This is a genomic window from Salinibacterium sp. SWN1162 (assembly GCF_015864675.1).
Taxonomy (GTDB): Bacteria; Actinomycetota; Actinomycetes; order Actinomycetales; family Microbacteriaceae; genus Rhodoglobus.
Window position 1 is genome coordinate 740,827 of sequence record NZ_JADYWT010000001.1, and the last position, 23,388, is coordinate 764,214.

Genomic DNA, 23,388 nt, shown 5'->3' on the forward strand with positions numbered 1-23,388 from the left:
GCGAAGTCGGGCTTAATCGCAGCGTCGCTGCCTACCGATAGGGTTTGTGCGGGCCGGAGATCTCGGCCCACCACCCGATAGAAGGAGTACCCCATGGAAGCCGCCGTAATCGCCGCCTGGACGTTTGTTTCTGAAGCGCCGATTCCCGAAGACGTCATGCCTATGCTCCTGCCGGGCGAGCAGCCCATCGCGGCCTACAAGACGTTCCGCGACAGCGCCGTGTTCACCAACAAGCGCCTCATCGTTCGTGACGCTCAGGGCATCACGGGCAAGAAGGTGGAGCTCTACTCGCTGCCCTACTCGAACGTTCTGATGTGGTCATCCGAGAACGCCGGAACGCTCGACTTCAACGCTGAGCTCGAACTGTGGACCCGCGCTGGTCACATCAAGATCAAGGTCGGCAAGGCCATCGACGTGCGCAAGCTCGATATGCTCATCGCCAACGTGGTCATCGGCGCGAGCTAACAATACGAACCAATGCACGGCGGGGTGGGGCAATGAAGACAGACTTCAAGAAGACGCTCGACGCGTATAAAGCGCGCCACAACGAATTCAGAATTCTGGATGTCCCACCCCAGCAGTACCTGATGGTCGACGGCCACGGGGCGCCCGGTGAAGGCAGCGACTACACGACCGCGATCGCCGCGCTGTATCCCGTGGCGTACACGCTGAAGTTCGCGAGCAAAGCGCTCGACCGTGACTACGTCGTGCCGCCGCTCGAAGCACTCTGGTGGGCCGACGATATGGCGGCGTTCACGACCGGCCGCGATAAATCGCAGTGGGACTGGACAGTGATGCTGCTGACCCCCGAGTGGATCACCGAGCAGATGTTTCAGGATGCTGTGGCGGTGGTCGCTGCCAAGAGCAAGACTCCCGACAGCCTGCCCGCCGACCTCGGCAAAGTTCGTCTCGAGACCCTCGCCGAGGGGCTGTGCGTGCAAACACTCCACCTCGGCCCCTACGACGATGAGGCCGAGATTCTGGCGCAGCTGCACGACGAATTCATCCCCGAGCAGGGGTTGCGGATGACCGGCAAGCACCACGAGATCTACTTCAACGACTTTCGCAAGGTCGAGGCATCCAAACTTCGCACCCTGCTGCGGCAGCCCGTCGAGCGGGCCTAGCGAGCACTCTGCGGCGGCAGCCTGTTGAGCGAGTCGACGAGATTTCTTAGCCCGCCGCTACCCCTTGAACGCGCCACTCAACGCGCCGGCAACGAAGTAACGCTGAAGCGATGCGTAAATCACAATGATGGGGATCGCCACAATAATTGTGGCTGAGGCGAGTAGCGGCCACTGGCTCGCATACTGCCCCTGAAAGGCCTTGAGTCCGAGCGAGGCCGGATACTTGTTCTCATCGGAGAAGACGACTGTCGCGAGGATGATCTCGTTCCACACCGTGAGCGCTTGCAAAATAAAGGCGGTCACGAGCACGGGGGTCGACAGCGGTGCAACGAAGGTGAAGAGGTAGCGGAAGTAGCCAACACCATCGATCGCAGCAGCCTCGTCGAGTTCCAAGGGAAACGTGCGCAGATAGCCCACGATAAGCAACGGGCCAATACCAACGGATGCCGATAGCAGCAGCATGTAGCCAATTTGAGTGTCGTAAAGCCCCAGTCGTAGAAGCATCTGGAATTGAGTAACCAGCGCGACCGGAAGGAACAACCCCAGAACGAACACTGCATTCCAAGCACCGCTACCGCGCATAAAGTTCCGGGCGACAGGGAACGCCATGAGAAGGGACGCGAACGTTCCGACGGTGGCACAGACGAGTGTGTAGACAACAGAGTTGATCAGATAGCGACCGAAGTCGACAGTGTTCCACGCGTCCACGATGTTGCTCCATTGGAGCGTCTGCGTGACTCCAGCGGGATCGACGAAGAAATCCCCCTGAGTCTTGAGGGCAGTGTTGACGACGAAAAGCAGTGGTAGTGCAAAAGCCAAAAGCACCAGGACGATGCCGAGGTAGATCAGAAACGTTGAGCCTTTGGGTAGTCGCGAGCGACTCTTTCCAGTTTTCATCGTCTTCGCTGTCCTTCGAATTGAACGTGCCGAGTTTTCTGCTTGTGGGATGACGCTCATAGTTGGTTCTCCCGGCGCCGAAGAAACCAGAACGAACCGAGCGCGATGACTGCGACGAACATGAACTGAATGATCGAAATTGCGGAGGCGTAGCCCTGCTCAGCGCCGCGGTCGGGATCGATTCCGAATCCGACGCGATAGAGCAGCAAGGAGAGCACGGACGTGGAGTCGTTGAGGGCCCCAGTGAGCACATAAATCAGCTGGAACGATTGCAGCGAACCTATGATCGAGATGAGCACGTTCGTCGTAATAGAGGGGGCAATCATCGGGACGGTGATGTTCTTCAATCGTTGCCATACGTTCGCGCCATCAATATCCGCGGCCTCGTAAAGTTCCTGCGGGATAGCTTGAAGGCCGGCGGTGTAGATCAGTGACGCGTAGCCGAGCGTCATCCAGATCTGCACGAAGATGCAGAGTAGAAGCGCCAGATTGGGGTCTCCGAAGAACGATGACCGGAGTCCGAATAGAGATAAGAACGACTGTGCGGGGCCGCCGATGGGGTTGAAAATGAGCGTCCACAGCATTCCGACGACCGTGACACCGAGCACGGTAGGTAAGAACACCACTGAGCGGGTGAACAGCGCAAACTTCGATTGACGATTGAGCAGCACTGCCACGAAGAACGCCACGACGTTTTGAATCGCCGAGACGCCGACGGCGAAAAGCAAGGTGTTAATGAGGGCGTTGGAGGTCTCCGACACCTGTGAGGGGCTGAAGAACCTCACATAGTTGTCGAGTCCGACCCAGTTGATGGGAACCCCGGTTACTCCGGTGATGTCGGTGAACGAGAGTCCCAACGTCGCGACCGCCGGAATAAGCGAGAAGAACGCTACGAAGATGAAGGCGGGATAAAACCCGATCTTGGGTGCGGCAGAACTGCCGAAAATGTTCGCAGTCATACTCTCCTACTTTGACATCAGTGCGCGATTAACACGGGGTGTGGCGGGGTGTGAACGCCGAGCCTGCGCATCCAAACCCCGCCTCAAGAATTGCTAGTTGCCGGTAGTGGCCGCGAGCCATTCTTGCTGGGCGCGATCCTGCGCTTCGCTGGCGGAGTCGATCTTGCCCATCGGTGCAATATCGGCGTAGTTGAGGGTCTTAGGGCTGCCGCTCGAGGTGTGGAAGATGTCTTCCCAGCCGAGCTGAAAAGTTTCCAGGTACGGCTTGATCGGATCGAGGGCTGCGGAGAGCTCGACACCGGGTTGGGCGGGAATCACTCCGCCGTCGACGGCGAAGGTGGCGTAGTTTGACGGCTCAGAGAAGTACGCGATCCAACGCAATGCTGCATCTTGGTTCTTCGATGATGTGGGCACTGCGAAAGTGAAGTCGATCTTTCCGCCGAGGGTCTGGTTGTCAGCCGCGTTTTCACTCCCGGGGAACGGAAAGAAACCGTAGTCGAGGTTGGGGTTGGTCTCGGTGAACAAGGTCGCAGCCCACGTGCCATCGATCGTCATTGCTGTTTGCCCGCCAGCGAACTGGCCCTGCGCGGTTGCGTAGTCGACCCCGGCGAAGGAAGGGTCAGCGTATTCATAAACGGTCTCGGTCTGATCCATTACCGTGACGAGTGCGGGGTCATTCCACGCTGCGCTGCCATCCCAGAGAGCCTTCTCGAGGTTCACGCGGTCATCAACAGTGGGGAAAGCGCTCTGCATTGCCGCTTTCGGGATGAGGCCGACTGGCCAGTTGTCTTTCCCGCCGATCGAGAACGGGATGATGTTGTTCTTGTCGAGAGCCTTCATCGCAGCGACGAACTCTGTCCATGTCGTTGGTGCTGATGTCACGCCAGCCTTGGCGAACAGTTCCTTGTTGTAATACACGCCTGTGTAGTAGTTGAGGCTTGTGGGAACTTGATACGTCTTGCCGTCGACCGAGAGTGCATCGACAACCTCAGGGAGATAGTTGGCCAGAAATTCTTGGTCTCCGAGGTCGACCCAGTTTCCGGCATCTACCCCTTTGATCCAGTCCGACTCCGGTGTTCCGGTGACGTAGTCAGGGAGCGGCTGTGCAGCGATGCCGGTGGAACCCTCGGTGATATCAACCTTTCCTGCGGCTAACCGAGCGGAGCGGGTAGACGGGAGGTCATTGGTCTGGACGAAGTCCAGGTTCACCTTGATGTCAGGGTTCGCTTCTTCGAAGGCCTCCGTCATGGCGGTGAGCGCCTTGTCCGTGGGGGGATTCGAGTGGAGCAAAATGTTGAGTTCGTCGGCGGAGCCGTTCGTCGCGCTGTCGGACGAGCATGCGCTGAGTCCCACCATCGCGAGGGTGGCAACCGTGGCGACGGCTGCGCCGCTGAGCCAGCGGTGGCGTGAAAGCTGTGTGTGCATGGCGTACTTTCCTCTCTGAAAGCCAACTCGGGGCGGTCCTCGAGTCGGGGGCTCAGCCGACCGTTGCGATGCTCGTGTGCATCGCTATTCACTCGTGAGCGACGCGGTCTTGCTAGCCTTGGGACACGAGCATAGCTTAACCGCTTCAGTTTGCAATCGCGAATAGCGAAGTAAAAATCATCCTTATTCTCAGCGAACTATGCACCTGTCAGCATCTTTCGTGCTGTTGATCCCGAATTCGGAGTGGAAATAACTGAAGCGGTTAACTTACACTCCCACTAGGTCGTTCAATTATTGCAGCGGCGCTGCGGTCGAGCTGTTGCGAGACCATTTGATCTAGGAGGATTCCGCTATGCGTTTTACCCAACCGCTCCACGACGGATGGACATTGGCAGTCGACGCTGCGGGAAAAACGCCCGATCTTCCCCCACAAGCCAGTGCGTTGGCGGGCGCGACGTTCGCTGCCGCAGTACCGGGGAGCACCCACACTGATCTGCTGGCGGCAGGAATCATCACTGACCCGCTAATCGAGACGAATGAGAAAGACGTCGCCTGGGTAGCGCGCGCCGATTGGCGATACGACTCGAAATTCCTCTGGGCCGGGCCCGCGGCCGAACGAGTTGAGCTGGTGTTTGAGGGGCTCGACACCGTCGCCGACATCGAACTGGATGGGGTTCCTGTTGGTTCGACCCGCAATATGCATCGCTCGTACCGATTCGATATCACGGACACCCTAAGCGACTCGGGCAATGCGCTTGCGGTTCGATTCACGAGTGCCTACACGGAAGCCGAACGCTGGAAGAAGACGCTTGGTGACCGCCCCAACGCCTACCCGGAACCCTTTAACTTCATTCGAAAGATGGCCTGCAGCTTCGGTTGGGATTGGGGGCCAACTCTTGCCTCGGCGGGAATGTGGCGTCCGGTGCGGCTTGAAGGGTGGAGCACTGCTCGAATCGTGACCGTGCGACCCCTCACTGGGCTCGATGGCGATACCGGCATCCTTACTGCGCACATCGACCTTGAGCGATCCACGCCAGGCGCCGACGTTCCGCTCATGATCGATCTCGACTTGGGCGACGGGGGAACCACCCGCGCTGAGATTCCCGCCGGAGTCGACTCTGCGACTATCGATTTCGCTGTTCCGCACGTGCGCCGGTGGTATCCACGAGGGTATGGCAGCCCAGAGCTCTACGACTTAACCGTTACGGTTAGCCGAGCAGATAACGGTGCAACGCTCGATACCTGGCAACGCCGGATCGGATTCCGCTCAGTGGAAATTGACCGCAGCCTCGACGAAACTGGTAGCCAGTTCGTGTTCGTCATCAACGGCGAGCGAATTTTTGCCAAGGGCGTTAATTGGATACCGGATGACGTCTTTCCGGGTCACATGACGGCGGAGCGATACCGTTCGCGGTTGCAGGACGCAGTCGACGCCAATGTCAATCTTGTGCGTGTCTGGGGCGGTGGCATCTACGAGGAGCATGCTTTTTACGACGCGTGCGACGAGCTGGGCCTTCTCACGTGGCAAGATTTCCTTTTCGCCTGTGCTGCCTATCCGGAAGAAACCCCGTTCTTCGATGAAGTTGAGGCAGAGGCCCGCGAGAATGTGGCGCGCCTTTCGAGTCATCCGAGCCTTGTCATTTGGACAGGGAACAACGAGAACTTGTGGATGCATCAGGAGAAGAACTGGGCAGAGGAGCCAGGCGGAAAACTGAGCTGGGGCGAAAAGTTCTACCTCACGCTCTTGCCGCGTATCGTCGCCGAAGTCGATCCGTCGAGGCCCTACACAGCCGGGAGCCCCTGGTCGGGGGACCGCGATATTGAGCCAAACCATGTTGACCACCAGACTTTCCACTCGTGGGATGTCTGGAACGAGCGGGACTATCTTCACTACCTCGACTCCACACCACGGTTCGTTTCCGAGTTCGGGTGGCAAGCGCCCGCTACGTGGGCGACCCTCACGGAAGCGATCTCAGATGAGCCTTTAGCGCCAGAGTCGCCGGGGATGCTTCACCACCAGAAGGCGTTCAGCGGTCCGGAAAAGATGGCTCGGGGTCTCTCTCATCATTTCGATGTTCCGAGCGGATTCGACGATTGGCACTTTCTCGCTCAACTCAACCAGGTGCGGGCGCTTGAGGTCGGTATCGATCACTGGCGTTCGCATTGGCCGCACACAGCGGGCACGATTGTCTGGCAACTCAACGACATCTGGCCGGCGGTGTCCTGGTCGATGATCGATAGTGCGGGAAGACGGAAGCCCTCCTACTTTGCGTTAAATGACGTGTACGCGCCTCGACGGTTGGCATGGCGTCGCACCGAGGGCACGCCCGCGCTGATCGCGATGAACGATGAGCAAGCTCTGTGGTCTGGCCCGGTTACGGTTCGTGTGGTGCGCAACGACGGTGAAATCCTGAAGAGCCACACGGTCGATATTGCGGTGGAACCGCATTCGTCGACGGTGGCTGTGTTGCCCGCATCCATCACGATTACCGATCCCACTCGCGAATTCCTCGTTGCGGATGCCGACGGCCAGCGTGCCGTTTTCTTCGGCGTCGAAGATAAGGATTTCCATTTCGTAATTCCCGTACTCACCGTGGCGGCCGTTGCGACCGAAAGCGGGCTCACGGTGTCGGTCACTAGCGATGGCATTGCTCGAGATCTTCTTGTTCAAGCCGATCGGATGCACCCCAGTGCGCACAGCGACCGTGGGTTCGTTACTCTGCTGGCGGGAGAGACCGCACGCTACGACATCCGCTCTGAAGTGTTACTCGATCCGGCACTGCTTGATGAGGCGTATGTGATCACTGAGCTTGCTTCAGTGATCGCCGATCGACTTCGCTCGTCTCCCCTAGAGTTGACCTAATACCAGTGGAGGGATGACACGTGGCACGAGTCACTATCAACGACATCGCCTCGAGTGCTGGGGTATCGATTAGCGCGGTTTCGTACGCGTTGAACGGGCGCAAGGGAGTATCGGAGACAACCCGCCAGCGAGTGCTTGCTGTTGCGGATGAGATGGGGTGGGCGCCCTCGAGCGCGGCTCGCTCCCTCACCGAAGCAAAGACAGACACTTTCGGGCTTGTTCTGGCGCGGGACCCTAAGGCGCTTGGCATCGAGAGCTTCTATATGCAGTTCATCGCCGGCATCGAAACGGAACTCGCCAAGCGTTCCTATGCGCTGCTGCTGCAAGTGGTGAGCGACACCGCCGCCGAGCTGGAAACTCATAGAAATTGGCTCGCGAGCAGGCGCGTAGACGGCATTATTGTTGTCGACGCGCGGGTGGATGATCCGCGTCTCATCGCGCTCTCAAAACCAGGGGCGCTCCCGACTGTTCTGTCCTGCGACCCGACGATCGCGAACGGCATGATGGATGTCTGGACCGATGATGCCGCGGCGATGAAGGAAGCCGTTCGCTACTTGGCGAGAGTGGGCCACCGTCGTATAGCGCGTATCGCGGGAATCGCTGAACTTGGCCATACGGCTGTTCGGGATGCAGCGTTCCGCGAAGCGATCGCCGAAAGTGGCATTGATGGCCAAATCATGAGCACTGATTACACAATCGAGCAGGGTGCTGCGGCGACGCGGGCGGTACTCGCCGCCAGTGACCGCGCGACAGCGATCATTTACGACAACGATTTGATGGCGGTGGGAGGTTTGAGCACGGCCACCAGCCTGGGTTACTCAGTGCCGAATGATCTGTCGATCATTGCCTGGGATGATTCCGCGCTGTGTCAGGTGACCTATCCGGCGCTCACCGCGGTCAGTCACGACGTGATCGCTCTTGGTGCTCATGTCGCTCGGCGGCTGTTCGATTTGATCGATGGCGCCCATCCTGATGCTCATCTCGATTCAGTACCCCAGCTCGTCATCCGCGGGACAACGGGCGCAGCGCCGAGCTAGCTCGACGCCTGGCCGCCCGAACTCGGTCTGCGTAGGCAGCGCGAGATTCAACCTATCCGCCCCGACCCAAGGAACATCATGCTCACAGATCTGACTGCGATCGAGCTAGACAATTACCGCAGCGCACAAACCGAGCCGAATGACTTCGACCAGTTTTGGGCTGAGACCTTAGAGCAGACGCGTAGCCATGATCTCGGGGTTACGGTTCGTCGCGTCGAGAGTCCGTTGCGCACGATCGACATTTACGATCTCAGGTTCGCCGGATACGCGGGCGAGCCGGTTGCAGCCTGGCTTCGGGTGCCTTCCGGAATAGAAGGTCCGCTGCCTGCACTCGTGCAATTCGTGGGATACGGCGGCGGTCGAGGCAAAGCGGAAGAGAACCTGCTGTGGTCATCGGCTGGCTTCGTTCACCTCCAGATGGACACGAGGGGCCAAGGCTCTGCTTGGAGTGCGGGCGACACCCCTGATCCTCACGACGCTGGAGTGCACTATCCGGGATTCATGACGGCTGGGATTCTTGACCCGCAGACCTACTATTACCGCCGCGTTTTTTCTGACGCAGTGCGCGCGATCGAGGCTGTTCGCTCGTTCGACTCTGTAGATGCACATCGGGTTGGCACGTTCGGTGGCAGTCAAGGAGGCGGAATCTCGCTGGCTGCCACTGCGCTCGTTGGCGATCTCGCCGCATCCGCTGCATTCGTGCCGTTTCTTTGTGATTTCCGCCGTGCCGTTCTGCGCACTGACGAGATGCCCTATGCCGAAATCGCCCGCTACCTGGCGGTGCACCGAGATCGCAGTGACCAGGTCCATTCCACGTTGGAATACTTCGACGGTGTGAACTTCGCCCGCAGAGCGCGCACTCCGATGTGGTTCTCTGCCGGGCTGATGGATAAGATCTGCCCGCCCTCGTCGGTCTACGGCGCGTTTCACGAGTACGCCGGGGAGAAGAGTATGACCCTCCGGGAGTACAACGGTCATGAAGGTGGACTCATCGATGATGATCTTGCGGCTCTGGAATTCTTCCGGCGCTCAATGGGGATGAGCTAACTAGCCGCGCTCGAGGCGTCCAAGTTCCGCATGCTGCTGCGACAACCGGTAGACACGGTCTAGACACGAGCGTCTGAACAACGACGTCGTGCGAACCGAGCAACGGCCGGTCGTTTAGGCTGATCCGATGGAGAATTCTGAGCCGCAAGGCGCGTTCCTCACGCCGCGGCGCGAGTGGGCTTATGCGTTTCGCCGGGCCTATCACGGCTTCATGCTGCATCGTGGAATCGACTCCGCCGCCACCCTCGCGTTCTTTGCTGCGCTCACTATTTTGCCGGCCGCGCTCAGCATTGTCTCGGCTTTCGCTATCGCGCAGGGCAAAGAGCAAGCAGCCGATACGGTGCTCGATCTTGCCGATGAGATCCTGAAACCGGCCACGCTCGAACTCTTCACCGAACCGCTCACTCAGCTGTTCTCCGTCGGAAGCCCCGCGCTCGCCTTGATCATTGGGCTGGCCTTGAGCGTGTGGTCGCTGTCGAGCTATGCGACCGCTTTCGGTCGGGCCGCCAATAGTGTCTACGAAATCCAAGAGGGTCGCCGGTTCGTTAAGTTCCGTGGGCTGATGCTGGTTCTCTCCGCCTTCTTGCTGATTGCATTCGCTGCCGTCGTCACCCTATTGCTCACCACCACTCGGGTCGCGACCGCCATCGCGGAAGCCCTCGGCTTTGGTGAACCCTGGATCACGATCTGGGCCTACGGCCGCTGGCCGGTGCTCGCTGCCATCCTCACCATGATCATCGCGGTGCTCTACTACTACACGCCCAACGTGCGCCACGATCGGATGCGGTGGGTCAGCACCGGGGCCCTGTTCGCGATCATTGCGTGGGGTCTCGCCACCACAGGCTTTGGTTTTTACGTGTCGACGATCGCCAATTACGACCGGGTCTACGGCTGGCTCGGCGGCGCGCTTGCGGTGCTCATCTGGCTGTACATCAGCAACCTTGCCCTCGTGGCCGGTATCGAAGTGGATGCCGAATTCACGCGCCTTCGCCAGTTGCTAGCCGGTGTTCCCGCCGAAAATACCGTGCAGCTGCCGCTGCGTGACACCTACCGCAATCTCGTGCTCGCCCGTCGCCAGGCGGCAGACGAAACGCGGGGGATCGCGATTCGCAATCGCTCTACGGAATAGGCGCTAGCTCCACCTGCACGATGCGGTCGTCTCCTTCGCGAGGGTCACCGCGGCCATCCGTGTTGTTGGTGAGCATCCAGAGACTGCCATCGGGGCCGGGAGTGACGTCGCGGATGCGCCCGAACGTGTCGACAAAGGATTCTTCTGGCGATGACGTGTCGATGGGATAGATCTCCCACAGCCGTTCACCGCCGAGCCCAGCCATAAAGAACGTTCCCTGAACGTAGGTGAGGCCGCTGGGGCTGGCGTCGTCGGTTGCCCACTGCGTTGCGGGCTGGGTGAAGCGGTCGTCGTCGGAACCGCCCTCGACGGTGGGCCAGCCATAATTCGCTCCCGCGGTGATGATGTTCAACTCATCCCAGGTATCTTGACCAAACTCGGACGCCCACAACTGTCCATCGGCATCCCAGGCCAGTCCTTGGGGATTGCGATGGCCGAGAGAGTAGACCAACGAATCGGGGAACGGGTTATCGGCGGGAACCGCGCCGTCAGGCGTCATCCGCAGAATCTTGCCGTTGAGGCTGTTGGGGTCTTGCGCCAGCTCGGGTTCGCTCGCATCGCCGACCGTGGCGTAGAGCATCCCGTCGGGGCCAAACGCGATGCGGCCACCATTGTGCACCCGTGATTTTTGAACGTCGGTAAGGATCTCGGTGCTGGCTCCCAGCGTGTAACTGCCGGCGGCGCCCGTGAGGTCAAAGCGGAGGATGCGGTTGTCAGTCGCGGTGGTGAGATAGGCATATAGTGTCGTGCCATCGAGGGTCGCGAGCCCGAGCAAACCACCTTCGCCATTGGGAGCGGCATCGCCGATCACCCCGACCTCTCGCAGCTCACCGTCAGCCGTGAGCTCTTTCACCAGCCGAGTGTCACGTTCGCTGATCAGGGTGGAGCCCGACTCCAAGCGCACCATTGACCAGGGAGCTTCGAGGCCGGTGACGATCGTTTCTGTTGATGCTTCGGCGTCGACGGTTACCGACGAAAGCGACCGGGGCGGAACATCCGTCGTCGCTGCGGGGAGCGGATTCGACTGCGGGGTTTGAGTGCAGCCTGCGAGCAGGGCGAGGGCTACCAGCGGCGCGAGAACCATTAGCGGCACAGGGATCGAGCGCGGGGTGAGAGCACGCTGGTGAAGAAGCATGCGTCTATCCCACCCCACAATCGGTGCGGGCGAAAGGGTTCAGGCCGAATCGCCGCGCACGGGCACGCCGACGCGGCCCTTGAAGCTGCGCAACCGCAGGCTGTTCGTCACGACGAACACCGACGAGAACGCCATCGCCGCACCCGCGATGAGCGGGTTGAGTAGGCCAAGCATCGCGATCGGAAGCGCCGCCACGTTGTAGGCGAACGCCCAGAACAGGTTGCCGCGGATGATGCCGAGGGTGCGCTTGGCGAGGCGAACCGCGTCAGCCACGACGAGCAGGTCGCCGCTCACGACGGTGATGTCGCTGGCGGCGATCGCGGCATCCGTTCCACCGCCCATGGCAATGCCGAGGTCGGCGGCGGCCAGGGCGGCAGAGTCGTTCACTCCATCGCCGACCATCGCCACAACCCGGCCTTCGGCCTGCAGCTGGCGGATGACGTCGAGCTTTCCCTGCGGAGTAATCCCGGCGTGCACATCGGTGATGCCCACCACACTGGCGACGGAGGCTGCCGCTCCGGCGTTGTCGCCCGTGAGCAACACGGGGCGCAAGCCGAGGCGGACGAACTCGGCAATGGCGTCCGCACTGCTTGCCTTCACGGTGTCGCCGACAACCAGCACGCCTCGCGCGTGGCCGTTCCACGCGATGACCATCGCGGTTGACCCGGCAGCTTCAGCTTTCTCGACTAAGGCGCGGGCGGCATCCGACACGGTCTGGTGCTGGTCAGTGGTGAGCCACGACGGCTTGCCGACGAACACCACGGTGCCGTCGATGGTGGCCTGAACTCCGGTGCCAGCGTGGGCGGCGAAGTCGGTGACGGCGGGTAGTTCGATGCTGCGCTGTTCGGCTGCTGCGACTACGGCACGGCCGACCGGATGCTCGGAGCCAGCCTCCACGGCGGCGGCGCGTGCCAGCACGAGCTCTTCGTTCTCGCCCTCAAGCACCTCGATACTGCTGAGGCGCATTTCGCCGGTAGTGACGGTGCCGGTCTTGTCGAGCACGATGGTGTCGACGGCGCGCGTCTGTTCCAGAACTTGCGGTCCGCTGATCAGTATGCCGAGCTGCGATCCCCGGCCGGTGCCCACGAGCAGGGCGGTCGGCGTTGCCAGGCCGAGGGCACAGGGGCACGCGATGACGAGCGTGGTGACGGCGGCCGTGAAGGCGAGTTCGATGGGCCCGCCGGCGATCATCCAGCCGACGAAGGCAACCACGGCAAGCACGAGCACGACCGGAACGAAGATTGCTGAAACACGATCGGCGAGACGCTGGATGTCGGCTTTGCCGGTCTGAGCGTCTTCGACCATGCGACCGAGTCGGGCCAGTTCGGTGTCGCGGCCGACGCGGGTGATTTCGATGACGAGGCGTCCGCCCACGTTGAGGGTGGCGCCGGTGACGCGGTCGTCGGGGCCGACTTCGACGGGCACCGATTCGCCCGTGAGCATGCTCGCGTCGACGGCAGAGTTGCCTTCAATGACGAGGCCGTCGCTGGCGATCTTCTCGCCGGGGCGAACGACGACGTGGTCGCCGACGACGAGCGAGGAGACAGCAACGCGCTGTTCGACGCCGCCGCGCAGAACGGCGGCATCCTTCGCGCCGAGCTCGAGCAGGGCACGGAGCGCTGCCCCGGACTCGCGGCTGGCGCGCGCCTCGATGTACTTGCCGAGCAAGATGAACACGGTGACGGCAGCGGCAACTTCGAGATAGATCTCGCTCGAGCCACCGTGGGGAGTTCCGAAGAACGTCATCGTCATGTGCATGCCGGGCTCGCCCGCGCCACCGAAGAAGAGGGCGTAGAGCGACCAGCCGAAGGCGGCGATGATGCCCAAGCTGATGAGGGTGTCCATCGTCGCTGCACCGTGGCGCGCGTTGGTGGCGGCGGCACGGTGGAACGGCCACGCACCCCACACGACAACCGGTGCCGTGAGAGTCAGGGCAAGCCATTGCCAATACGTGAACTGCAGCGCCGGGATCATCGACATGAGCACGACCGGCACGGCCAGCGCGGTGGAGATCTGCAGGCGGCGCAGTACTTGCGAAGCCCAGTCGTCGTCGCTGTTTTTCGCGCCGGTGCTGCCGGTGCTGCCGGTGCCGTCGGTGTCGTCGCGTTCATAGACCGGCGTCGGGATGACGGCGCTATACCCGGCAGCCTTCACCGTGTCGAGAAACTGCTCGGTGTCGGTGCCCTCGGGTGCTCGAACGCGAGCCTTCTCGGTGGCGTAATTGACGGTCGCCTCGACGCCAGGGAGCTTGTTGAGCTTGCGCTCGATGCGGCCCGCGCAGGAGGCGCAGGTCATTCCGGTGATGTCGAGTTCGACATCCAGCAGGTTGACGGTGCTGGCGGATGCGCTGCCGTCGTTCGTCACGGGCTGGCTGTCACCAGCGGCGTTGCGGTTCGCGGTCGGCAGGTTGTCGGCGGGCATCAGAGGCTCGTGACGAGCGTGTAGCCGGCCTCCTCGATTGCGGCGCTGACGGTGGCGTCGTCGAGGGGTGATTCCGACGTGACAGAAACGGTGGAGGGCAGACCCGAGACGAGGTCAACGGTGACGGCGGTCACGCCATCCACGTCGCTGAGTTCTTCGGTGACGCTGCTGACGCAGTGGCTGCAGGTCATTCCTTCGACCAGGTAATCGGCGGTGTGGGTCATGATTCTCCTTCGATTGCCGCGGGCGCTCGGCGCGGGCGGAAGTTGTAGTGAAAAGCGAGTATTAGGAACGAACGAGGCGCGCGATCGCGGCACTGGCTTCGCGCAGTTTCTCGTCGGCGACGGGCCCACCTTCGCGCGCGGCTTCGGCAACGCAGTGGCTGAGGTGATCGTCGAGCAGGGCGAGTGCGACAGACTCGAGAGCCTTCGTCGCGGCCGACACCTGCGTGAGAACGTCGATGCAGTAGGTGTCTTCTTCGATCATGCGGTGGATGCCGCGAACCTGACCTTCCGCGCGACGCAGACGCTTGAGCAGCTGCTCTTTGTTGTCGTCGTAGCCAGGCATGAAGACCTCCGCGTGTGCGTTCGGATTGATACCCCTTGGGGGTATCTCTATTAGACGCCTGTCGCGGAGAGAAGTCAACCGCGGCCACGAGCGGTGTGCGTGCCTAGGCCACGAGTGAAAGCCGGACCAGTGCCGACTCGAACGCTGAGACCGAGCCGCTTACGGCATCCAACTCAGTGCTGTGCAGAACGGTGCTGATGCTGCCATCGTCGTGATGGGCGATCACGACGGGGAGCCCCGTCCTAACGACGTGCTTAATTTCGGCCCGAGTGATTTCGTTGCGGTGGCGCACGTCGAGGGGCACTCCGAGCCGGCGGACCATGGCATCCCATTCGGGCTTACGGCGAATCGGCGAGTGCGTGATGTCGCACAGTGAGCACGCGGCGGTGCCGAGCAAGTGGCCGATGACGTACCGCGTTTCGCCCCACACGCCACCGTCAGCGTTGTAGATACCGGTGTAGCGGATGATCGCCATGGTGTCCCCTTTGCTCGGCACGGTGCCGATTTTCCCTCTGTGCAGAGTCATTCGGAGACGTCGGGCTGAGCGGATGGGTGCGATCGAGCAGGCGGGCATCCTGCAGTCGGATCAGTCGCGGGCCCTGACTACTGTTCGGCGACGGTGTGGGCTCGGGCTGCTCGTGCTTTTCTCCACACGATCACCACAGAGATTACTGCCACGAGGGCGATGGTGACGAGGATGAGCGTCGCATTTGCGTCGATCCAGGTCGTGAAGAAGCGTGCGAAGCCTGAGCCGAGGATGCCGCCGGTGCCGCCGTCGTAGAGGTAGGTCAGGAACAGGCTGTACGGGTAGCTGATGGCGGCGGCGATGATCATCGTGACGATGCCGATACCGGTTGCGGCAGCGAATCCTCGGCCGGCGACGGGCAATCGCCCCGATCCGCGAGCGAAGAGGTCGAACGCAATGAGGATGGCAAACGGTGAGGTAGCGGCGCCCGCGGTCGGCGAGTTGAGTCCGAAGACGGCCGCGAGGATGGCGGCGATAGGGATAGTGAGGAGGGCGATGAGGATGCCGCGGCGGTACCGGTAGGGCTTGTCAGGCTCGCGGATGATGTTGCCGCGGCCGTGCTGAGCGGCGTTGATCTGAGCTTCGGCTTCAAATATGCGGCCCTGAGCGTGGGCATAGTTGCCAGGGCCGGGGTTTTGGTACATCTCTGACATGGTCATCACCTCGCGCGGTGCGGCGGGATTTTCTCGCCAGGCACCAGCTTGCTAACTCTCAGGCTAGCTAAGTATTTCTCTAAAAGGGAGCCCGTGGCTCGTGGATGATGGCGACGCAACGGTTGCGGGGGCATATCACGGTGATGCCTATCGTCCGGTGCGGAGACCCGACCACGCGGTGACTGCCTTGCGAGCGAGTTCGCTCAACCGCGACGCGAACCCCGTCGGGATTTCTTGTTCGCCGAGTGGTTTGCCGTTGAGGATGATGCCGGGGGATGACGCATTGATGGTCATGACGTGATTGGCGAACTTGTTGGCTGCATTCGCCGAGTTGGCGGCGGAGGACGACAGGGCTTGGCGCGACGTTTCGAAGCGGTTGGTCGCGGTGGTTGCAGCAGCATTGGCTTTCGCCATCAGGCTGTCGCGGTGCGCCGCAACTGCTTTGGCGGCGTATATAACCACGACGAGGATGGCAAGTACAGCGGTGACGATGAACGGAACGGTGATTTGCTCGGCCCGTGTGGGGAAAGGAAACTCGGTGCGCCCCGTGAGGATGTCCTCAATGATGCCGGTCGTGCCGCCGTTAGATACGTAGGTGTTGAAGAGCCCGGAGAGCAGTCCGGCGACGGCTCCGAGAGCGGTGGCGATCGATCCAACAATGAGGGCGAACAGAAAATCACGGCCGCGTGTGACGGTCTGGCGCGAGCCCACGGCAAAAAGTTGAAAGGCCGTGAGCATTCCGACCGCTCCGAAGATGGCGCCGATTCCAAAGCCCAGCAGGCCAACAAGGATCGCAGCGGCGAGAGCGAGGGGAATCGCGAAGAGGGAGAGAAATGCCCCGAGGGCGAAGTTGTAGGGCGTGGTGTCGGTGGGCGTGGTGCCGGCGGGAAGGGTGCCACCGTTGATGTTGGTGGCGGAGATCATGGTGCCGGAGTGACGTTCGAGCGAGCGCGCGTGCTTGGTGGGGCTCTGATTCGTGGAGAGACCTGACATGATCGCGACCTCCGATCGCACCGCAACGGCTACGTTGTTCGAGTTACCAGAGTAGCTTTCTTGCCGGTGAAGCGGCAGGGAGAGTGCGAATTCTTCTAGCGGCGCGGATGTACTCTGCCGCGATTAGTGCGCATGGATCGCGATCGCTAGGTCCCCGAGAGGGTCGCCGCCTGCGGTTACCCACGCAGGGCAAGCGCGAACGGCAGCACGGCATCCGCCCCGGCGTCGCGGAGTGCTTTCGCGGCGATCGTGAGGGTCCAGCGGGAGTCGACGAGGTCATCGACGAGCAGGATGGGGCCGTTGGGCAGTTCGCCGCCAGCCCATTCGAACTGTTGCCACACGCTCGCAAGCCGGTAGGCGCTGTTGCCGCCAGGCTCACCCTGTGGTCCGGCACCGGTGAGCGAGAGCGACCCGAGGTAGGGCAGCTTGCCGGCGCTGGCGAGCGCTTCGGCGACGGATGCCACGAGTTGTGGTCGGCGACGTGACGGCATCGAGATGACGGCGACGGGGCGCTCATCCCACCCCCAGTCGGCGAGTACGCGCACGCACGCGGCAACGAGCGCGGGGCTTGCTGGCGCGTCGGGGGTGCCGGGGGCGAAGAGGGTGCGCAGGGTGCCGCCCCAGCCGAGGTCGGTGAGGCGGGCGAGGGCGCGGCCTTCGAGGGAGCGTTGGTCGGGGTTGATGCGTCCGCGCACGGGCACGCCGACTTTGTCGGCTCCGGTGGGCCATTGGGCGCGGGGCTCGATGGGTACGCCGACTTTGTCGAGGGTGGCGGTGGCGCGGGTGGTGGCATCCGTGGTGATGTCGGTGGGGTACCAGATGCCGGCGCAGTTGTCGCAGCGGCCGCAGGGGGTGGCGGTGTCGTCGTCGAGGGCGCGTTGCAGAAATTCCATGCGGCAGCCTTCGGTGCCGGCGGGGAGTTGTTCGTAGTCGAGCATGTTTTGTTGTTCGGCGCGGCGGGCGGCAGTGACTCCGGCGTAGCGTTCGGCGTCGTAGCTCCAGGGTTGGCCGGTGGCGGTCCAGCCGCCTTGCACGCGGGCGACGGCACCGTCGACATCCAACACTTTGAGCAGCAGTTCGAGCGGGCTGCGGCGCAGGTTCACGCGCGCTTCGAGCGCGGGGGTGGAGACGGGCCCGGCGCCAGAGTCGGCGGCGGCGGTGAGCTCGGCGATCACGAGTTCGGCGTTGGCCTGGTCGGGCATGGATGAGGTGGCGAAGTATTCCCAGATGTCGCGGTCTTCGGGCCCGGGCATCAGCAGCACGTCGGCGTTGTCGGTGGCACGCCCGGCACGGCCGACCTGTTGGTAGTAGGCCACGGGGGAGGAGGGGGCACCGAGGTGGATGACGAAGCCGAGGTCGGGCTTGTCGAACCCCATGCCGAGCGCGCTGGTCGCAACGAGCGCTTTGACGGTGTTGTTCTTGAGCGCCTGTTCGGACTCTTCGCGTTCTTGCGGGTCGGTTTTGCCGGTGTAGGCGCGCACATCCATGCCGCTGTCGCGCAGCAGTCGCGCGGTGTCCTCGGCGGCCGACACCGTGAGCGTGTAGATGATGCCGCTGCCGGGCAGTTCGGCGAGGTGGCTCAGTAGCCAGCCGAGGCGGGCGCGGGCATCCGGCAATTTCAGTACGCCCAGGCGCAGGGATGCTCGCGCGAGGGGCCCCCGGATGGTGACGACTTCGGTGCCTGCCGTGGCTGTGCTCTCGGTGGCGCTCGTGGTGCCTGCGGGGTTTTCGTTGCCTGCGGTGCCGTCAGTGACGCCGGTTGTCCCACCTTCGAGTTGGGCGGCGATGTCGGCGACGACGCGGGAGTTGGCGGTGGCGGTGGTGGCGAGCACGGGTACGCCGGCGGGCATGGTGGCGATGAGTTCGCGCAGGCGGCGGTAGTCGGGCCGAAAGTCGTGGCCCCAGTCGCTGATGCAGTGCGCTTCGTCGACGACAAGCATCCCGATGCGGTTGATCAGGGCGGGCAGTTGGTTGTCGCGAAAGCTGGGGTTGTTGAGGCGTTCGGGCGAGACGAGCAACACATCAACTTCATCGTCGGCGAGCTGCTGCTGAACCTCAGCCCATTCGTGCGGGTTGGTGGAGTTGATGGCGACGGCACGAACTCCGGCGCGGGATGCCGCGGCAATCTGGTCACGCATCAAAGCGAGCAGTGGCGACACGAGCACGGTAGGCCCCGCCCCTCGCCGGCGCATGAGCAGCGTAGAGACAAAGTAGACGGCGGACTTTCCCCACCCGGTGCGCTGCACCACCAACGCACGGCGGCGCCCATCGACGAGCGTCTCGATCGCCTCAAACTGCCCCTCATGAAAATCGGCAGTCTCATTGCCCACAAGCGTGCGAAGAACGGTCAGGGCCTCAGTGCGGGTATCTGTCACGTGGCTAGTGTGTCAGGGGGTGCTGACTTTTCGGTGCGGGCAGTGAGCAGGCGATCGCCGCGGCACCGCTAATCCGTCAAGTTCGTGTGGAAGTAATCGAAAAGGCCAGCGGGGATCGGCTTCTCGAAGCGCAAGCGCATCCGAACGACTGAGAGTTCTTTTCCTGAGCCATTCGGCATCGTGGTCTGCTCGGCTTTTTGTGCGGTTGCCTGGCCGAGGTAATAGTGGCCAGGACCATCGGCGTCGCTCTTCTTCGAGAACACGTGGATGTCGACAGCGTTGTCCAAAATCTGGCGCACCTCTTTAGTGTCCAGTGTTGTTCTGCTGCGCGTGTACCAAAGCATGGTGTGGGAGTCGAGCAGCTCATCTTCGTAGGCAGTGCTCTCTGACACGTCGTCCGACTTGTGGAGCGTGACGAAAATTGGGCAGGTGCTCGTGCCTGAATCCACTTTGTAGCCGTAGATCGTCGAGTACATGTTTTTTCGCCAGTTGAGGAGCCGGCTGGCGTCCTTGCGGGAGTACTGACTGCCGGGGGTGAAGGGTCCGACTCCGGGATAACGACTGCCCGTAACTTGCAAGCCAGTATCGATGAGGTCATCGAGATGCCCTCGAAACGCGGGGGAAGTTGCGTACGCGTCCGCGAAGGCCCGCGTCAAGGTGACAGCCCCATGACTGTATTCAACCGCAGGGCCCGGACTCTTGAACATGGCGACTTCAGAGACCGTATTGAAGTCGAGAGTAAGGCTTCGAAGCACGGACTGTAGAACGGTGCCGTTCTCTGGTAATCCTTCTGCCGCGAGAACAGCTGCGGCAGACGTGTTGGTGAGATTTCCGTCGGACAGCAGCTGACGGAGAAGGAGTAATTCGTGGGGTCGCTTGGCCGTCAAGAGTTCTTTCGACACCACGGTGAGCGCTCGTGATTCGGCGTCAGAAAGTGGATTCTCGGCGAGCTTCACCTTCGCGAGAAGCTCTGGGTAGTTGCCTACCTTCGTAGCGAGCACGATCGGGTCCACGGATTCGAATGTCAAAAAGTCAGTGAGCCGCGGGATGCGGCCTACTCGATTGCGGACGGTTTCGATCGCGCCCTTGAGGTTCTGCAGACTGTCGAGCCTCACAGAAGCGAGCGACCGAAGAACTCGCTCTTGGGAGATCTGATCGAAGCGCACGCTAGAGAGCCCTGCAAGCACGCCCTTTTCCTCGGCCGCGATGAGGTTCTTGCGAATCGACTCTTTGTTGAGGGAATCGTCGCCAAAGAGTGCGATCGGAATGAGGAAGTTGTTCTTGTAATTTCCGATGAAGTCGATGACAACGAGGTATTCCTTGCCCGCGACTTTTCGAAGGCCGCGGCCGAGCTGTTGCACAAACACGATGCTCGATTGAGTGTGACGCAGCATGATGATCTGATTCACGCTCGGGATGTCGACGCCCTCGTTGAAGATATCAACCGTGAGCACGTAGTCGAGCTCGCCAGCTTCCAGCTGCTGCACGACGGCTTCGCGCGCCGCGATCGAATCCTGACCGGTCAACGCCACAGTGCGGAGTAGCTTCCCCCGGAGCGTGCGCTTATTGAGCTCGTCCGAGAGCGCATGTGCCTCTTCTTTACGGCTGCAGAAGATGAGCCCACGCGGCGCTACGCCCGACTGACCATAGGTCTCGATTGAGTGCAGGATGTGGTCGATGCGCTCTTGAGTAACCAGCCGCGAAAGCGGACTCGCCTCGTCGGTGGTCAACCCGTCGTTGAAGGTGATGTCGGCGACGCCGTAGTAGTGAAAAGGCGCCAGCATGTCGAGTTCGAGCGCTGAGTTGAGCCTGATCTCGTAGGGCACGTTGTAATCGAAGAGCTCGAAAATATTTTCGCCGTCTGTGCGCTCGGGCGTGGCCGTCATCCCCAGAAGGAACTGAGGCCGAAAGTGGTCGAACACTTTCGTGAAGCTCTTCGCCCCAGCACGATGAACCTCATCGATCAGGATGTAGTCAAAGCTCTCTGGGTCGAGTTCGTCCAGGACGTGCTGTTGCGACAAGGTTTGAATGGTGGCGAACACGTAACGTTTGTCGTCATCTCGGCTGCTTCCCGAAATCTTCCCAAAGTCATCGGCAGGGGCGCCGAGCACCTTCTGGAATTCGACAATGGCGCGATCAAGAATTTGCTCGCGGTGGGCGACGAACAGTAGACGCTGCGGGTCGACAGCGCGCACATCCAGTGCCGAGAGAATTGTCTTCCCAGTACCTGTAGCCGAGATGATGAGCGCCCGGTCCTTGTGAGCAGCGCGCACAGTTGCGATCGCGCTCAGAGCATCAACCTGCATGATGTTGGGCGTGATGGAACCGATCGGCTGCGGTTCGTCCTCGTGCGTTGTCGGGTGGCGGCTCGGTCGTAGGCGACTGGCTGGAGGCTGGTAGCTCGCGGCGTAGTCATCGATCCACTCTTGAGTGAGCGGCGTTGAATTGAAGAGTTCTTCGTCGAGAAGATTGGTGAACTGTTCAGCGAGGTCGCTATCGCGAGCCGCAGAGACGCGGAGGTTCCATTCGTGGTTCTTGGCGAGTGCGGACTCGGTCAGGTTCGAACTCCCGAGTACAGCGGTTACGCCACTGGGCTGTTGGAAAACGTAGCCTTTGGGATGGAAAGCAGTCTCATTGTGGATCCGCACATCGATTCCGAGCGTTGTCAGGTTGAGCAGCTCAGAGAATGCGTGGGGTGAGTTGAACCCTAGGTAGTCAGAGGTGATGATGCGCCCAACGCCCTGGAAATCAATGAACTCTTGCTTGAGTAGGGCGATCGCACGCGGCGACACGAAGGCAACGGAGAACGTAAACGAGGACGCTCGTCGCAGCTCGGTGCGCAGCGCTCGGAGCATCGAATCGGTCTCGGTGTTGAGAACTAGATGAGGGTGTAGTCGCCGAGGGGCAGCGGCGGTCTTATCGACGTAGCCGAAACGGACATCCTGCCGAAACGGCTCGATTTCAGGCAGGTCGACTGCCATTAGGCGCTCGCCGCTTTCTCAATCAGTGCGACCGCGGGGATGTCGGCAGGAGCCCAGTCGAGCGCACTCAGCTCGGCAGGTGCGAGCCAGCGCACCTCCGCATGTTCGGTCAGCACCGGTGTGCCGGAGAGCAGCTCGCAGTAGAACGTCGTTAGCGCGACGGTTCCGAAGTCGTATTCGTGAGTCGTGGTGGTGATCAGCTCGCCTACGGCCACCTCGCACTCAAGCTCTTCGGTGATCTCGCGCGCGAGGGCATCGCGGGGAGCCTCGCCGGCTTCGATCTTGCCGCCGGGGAACTCCCACATCCCGGGCAAGGCTCCGCCGGATCCGCGCTGGGCGCACAGAATCAGACCATCGCGCACGATGACTGCGCCGACGACGTTGATCTGTTTCTTCACTACTGACCCTTCTTGGCGGCTGATCGATTCCAGAGACTCTTCTTCTCCGGCTGAGTCGCCAGTGGCTCGCCGTTCAGCAGAATACCGGGACTGTTGCGCGGGGTAGCGGAGGCGGGAGCGTTTGCCGGAGCGGCGGTGTGAGCATCCGGAGCGCTCGACCCATTCAAGGAGTCAGGGGGCTGAACGTCGGCAGCTTCGCGACGAGCGGCCAAGGCATTGCGGGCCGCGCTCACCACCAGGATGACTGAGAACACGATCACGAGAAGCGCCGGGATCAGCACCTCGAGAATGCTGTTGCTGAGCTGGAGTTCGACCCGGCGCGCGAAGACGCTGCCGAACAGGCCGCCCTTGTCGCCGGCCGAGATGAAGGACCGGTAGACGGCTGCGAGGTAGCCGCTGACGAACCCGAGCGTCACGGCGATAGCGCCGATCAGGGCGCTCAGGGCGAAGCCGGCGCCGCTGATCGTTTTGCGGCGAGAGCCGAACGTGAAGAGTGTGAAGACGGCCAGCATCCCGATCGCGGCGAAGGCTGAAGCGAATCCGAAGCCGAGCGATGCCAGCACCGTCGTCACCACTAGCGCCAGCGGGATCGCGAGCAACGCGAACGCGACACCGCGCCCAAAACTGTAGGGACGCGGGGCGGGGTCAAGAACCTCAGTCACAGCAGGGCCTCCATCGGTGTTCATGCGAGCCAGTGCGCGGCTGCGGCTGTTGAGCAATCGCTGCAGCGCGAGGTCGGGCAAGGGGTTTCCCCTGCGATCATCATCGAGACTACTGTTCGCGCGCGGTCGCGAGCCACTGTGGCAGCTCGGGCGCCACCACCTGTGGCGGGTGTCAGTGGGGCCGGTCCCGGATGCC

At 61.8% G+C, this 23,388-nt stretch carries 20 protein-coding genes; 6 read left to right on the forward strand and 14 right to left on the reverse strand.

Going from position 1 to position 23,388, the window contains the following annotated elements:
- Positions 1-93: 93 nt before the first annotated feature.
- Positions 94-465, forward strand: a complete 372-nt coding sequence (locus I6E58_RS03445; protein ID WP_129072256.1) for a PH domain-containing protein — start codon at positions 94-96, stop codon at positions 463-465.
- Positions 466-497: 32 nt separating this feature from the next.
- Entirely contained in the window at positions 498-1,124 is a 627-nt protein-coding gene (locus I6E58_RS03450; RefSeq protein ID WP_197130438.1) for a GyrI-like domain-containing protein, read from the forward strand.
- A 57-nt stretch (positions 1,125-1,181) separates the two neighbouring features.
- On the opposite strand, the gene I6E58_RS03455 is transcribed toward I6E58_RS03450, so the two are convergent.
- The 3 genes from I6E58_RS03455 to I6E58_RS03465 all read right to left on the reverse strand — a co-directional run bounded on the left by I6E58_RS03455 (position 1,182) and on the right by I6E58_RS03465 (position 4,405).
- A complete protein-coding gene (locus I6E58_RS03455; protein WP_197130441.1) occupies positions 1,182-2,021 on the reverse strand; it encodes a carbohydrate ABC transporter permease in 840 nt (279 codons plus the stop codon).
- A 56-nt stretch (positions 2,022-2,077) separates the two neighbouring features.
- Positions 2,078-2,980: a carbohydrate ABC transporter permease gene (locus tag I6E58_RS03460; protein WP_197130444.1), complete on the reverse strand. Its 903-nt coding sequence runs from the start codon at positions 2,978-2,980 to the stop codon at positions 2,078-2,080.
- A gap of 93 nt (positions 2,981-3,073) precedes the next feature.
- Positions 3,074-4,405 carry an ABC transporter substrate-binding protein gene (locus I6E58_RS03465; RefSeq protein ID WP_197130447.1) on the reverse strand — a complete coding sequence of 444 codons (1,332 nt, stop codon included), beginning with the start codon at positions 4,403-4,405 and terminating at the stop codon, positions 3,074-3,076.
- A 352-nt stretch (positions 4,406-4,757) separates the two neighbouring features.
- On the opposite strand from I6E58_RS03465, the gene I6E58_RS03470 reads away from it, so the two are divergent.
- The 4 genes from I6E58_RS03470 (at position 4,758) to I6E58_RS03485 (ending at position 10,481) form a co-directional block, all read left to right on the forward strand.
- The gene (locus tag I6E58_RS03470; RefSeq protein WP_197130449.1) at positions 4,758-7,268 is read left to right on the forward strand and encodes a glycoside hydrolase family 2 protein; all 2,511 of its coding nucleotides are present in this window, start codon (positions 4,758-4,760) and stop codon (positions 7,266-7,268) included.
- A gap of 20 nt (positions 7,269-7,288) precedes the next feature.
- Entirely contained in the window at positions 7,289-8,305 is a 1,017-nt protein-coding gene (locus I6E58_RS03475) for a LacI family DNA-binding transcriptional regulator (RefSeq protein WP_197130452.1), read from the forward strand.
- A 78-nt stretch (positions 8,306-8,383) separates the two neighbouring features.
- The gene (locus tag I6E58_RS03480) at positions 8,384-9,352 is read left to right on the forward strand and encodes an acetylxylan esterase (protein ID WP_197130454.1); all 969 of its coding nucleotides are present in this window, start codon (positions 8,384-8,386) and stop codon (positions 9,350-9,352) included.
- A gap of 127 nt (positions 9,353-9,479) precedes the next feature.
- Complete coding sequence (locus tag I6E58_RS03485) at positions 9,480-10,481, forward strand: YihY/virulence factor BrkB family protein (RefSeq protein ID WP_197130456.1); 1,002 nt, start codon at positions 9,480-9,482, stop codon at positions 10,479-10,481.
- Here the strand turns inward: I6E58_RS03485 and I6E58_RS03490 are convergent.
- The 11 genes from I6E58_RS03490 to I6E58_RS03540 form a co-directional block, all read right to left on the reverse strand.
- Entirely contained in the window at positions 10,471-11,616 is a 1,146-nt protein-coding gene (locus tag I6E58_RS03490; RefSeq protein WP_197130458.1) for a sorbosone dehydrogenase family protein, read from the reverse strand. The two genes, I6E58_RS03485 and I6E58_RS03490, sit on opposite strands and share 11 nt — an antisense overlap.
- 39 nt (positions 11,617-11,655) lie before the next feature.
- Positions 11,656-13,911: a heavy metal translocating P-type ATPase gene (locus tag I6E58_RS03495; protein ID WP_197132805.1), complete on the reverse strand. Its 2,256-nt coding sequence runs from the start codon at positions 13,909-13,911 to the stop codon at positions 11,656-11,658.
- Between the two features lie 125 nt (positions 13,912-14,036).
- Positions 14,037-14,261 (reverse strand): heavy-metal-associated domain-containing protein, encoded by a 225-nt coding sequence (locus I6E58_RS03500; protein ID WP_197130460.1) that lies wholly within the window; start codon positions 14,259-14,261, stop codon positions 14,037-14,039.
- 61 nt (positions 14,262-14,322) lie between these two features.
- Positions 14,323-14,604, reverse strand: coding sequence for a metal-sensitive transcriptional regulator (locus I6E58_RS03505; RefSeq protein ID WP_129072251.1), 282 nt, complete (start codon positions 14,602-14,604; stop codon positions 14,323-14,325).
- A 103-nt stretch (positions 14,605-14,707) separates the two neighbouring features.
- Positions 14,708-15,100, reverse strand: a complete 393-nt coding sequence (locus I6E58_RS03510; RefSeq protein WP_197130462.1) for a hypothetical protein — start codon at positions 15,098-15,100, stop codon at positions 14,708-14,710.
- 107 nt (positions 15,101-15,207) lie between these two features.
- Entirely contained in the window at positions 15,208-15,783 is a 576-nt protein-coding gene (locus I6E58_RS03515) for a hypothetical protein (RefSeq protein ID WP_231595134.1), read from the reverse strand.
- Positions 15,784-15,930: 147 nt separating this feature from the next.
- On the reverse strand, positions 15,931-16,776 hold the full coding sequence (locus I6E58_RS03520) for a hypothetical protein (protein WP_197130464.1): 846 nt from the start codon (positions 16,774-16,776) through the stop codon (positions 15,931-15,933).
- Between the two features lie 176 nt (positions 16,777-16,952).
- Positions 16,953-19,151: a RecQ family ATP-dependent DNA helicase gene (locus I6E58_RS03525; protein WP_197130466.1), complete on the reverse strand. Its 2,199-nt coding sequence runs from the start codon at positions 19,149-19,151 to the stop codon at positions 16,953-16,955.
- Positions 19,152-19,219: 68 nt separating this feature from the next.
- On the reverse strand, positions 19,220-22,132 hold the full coding sequence (locus I6E58_RS03530; RefSeq protein ID WP_197130468.1) for a DUF3427 domain-containing protein: 2,913 nt from the start codon (positions 22,130-22,132) through the stop codon (positions 19,220-19,222).
- On the reverse strand, positions 22,132-22,530 hold the full coding sequence (locus tag I6E58_RS03535) for a (deoxy)nucleoside triphosphate pyrophosphohydrolase (RefSeq protein WP_197130469.1): 399 nt from the start codon (positions 22,528-22,530) through the stop codon (positions 22,132-22,134). The genes I6E58_RS03530 and I6E58_RS03535 overlap by 1 nt, the downstream gene beginning before the upstream one ends.
- Positions 22,530-23,273 carry a hypothetical protein gene (locus I6E58_RS03540; protein ID WP_197130472.1) on the reverse strand — a complete coding sequence of 248 codons (744 nt, stop codon included), beginning with the start codon at positions 23,271-23,273 and terminating at the stop codon, positions 22,530-22,532. The genes I6E58_RS03535 and I6E58_RS03540 overlap by 1 nt, the downstream gene beginning before the upstream one ends.
- Between the last annotated feature and the right edge of the window lie 115 nt (positions 23,274-23,388).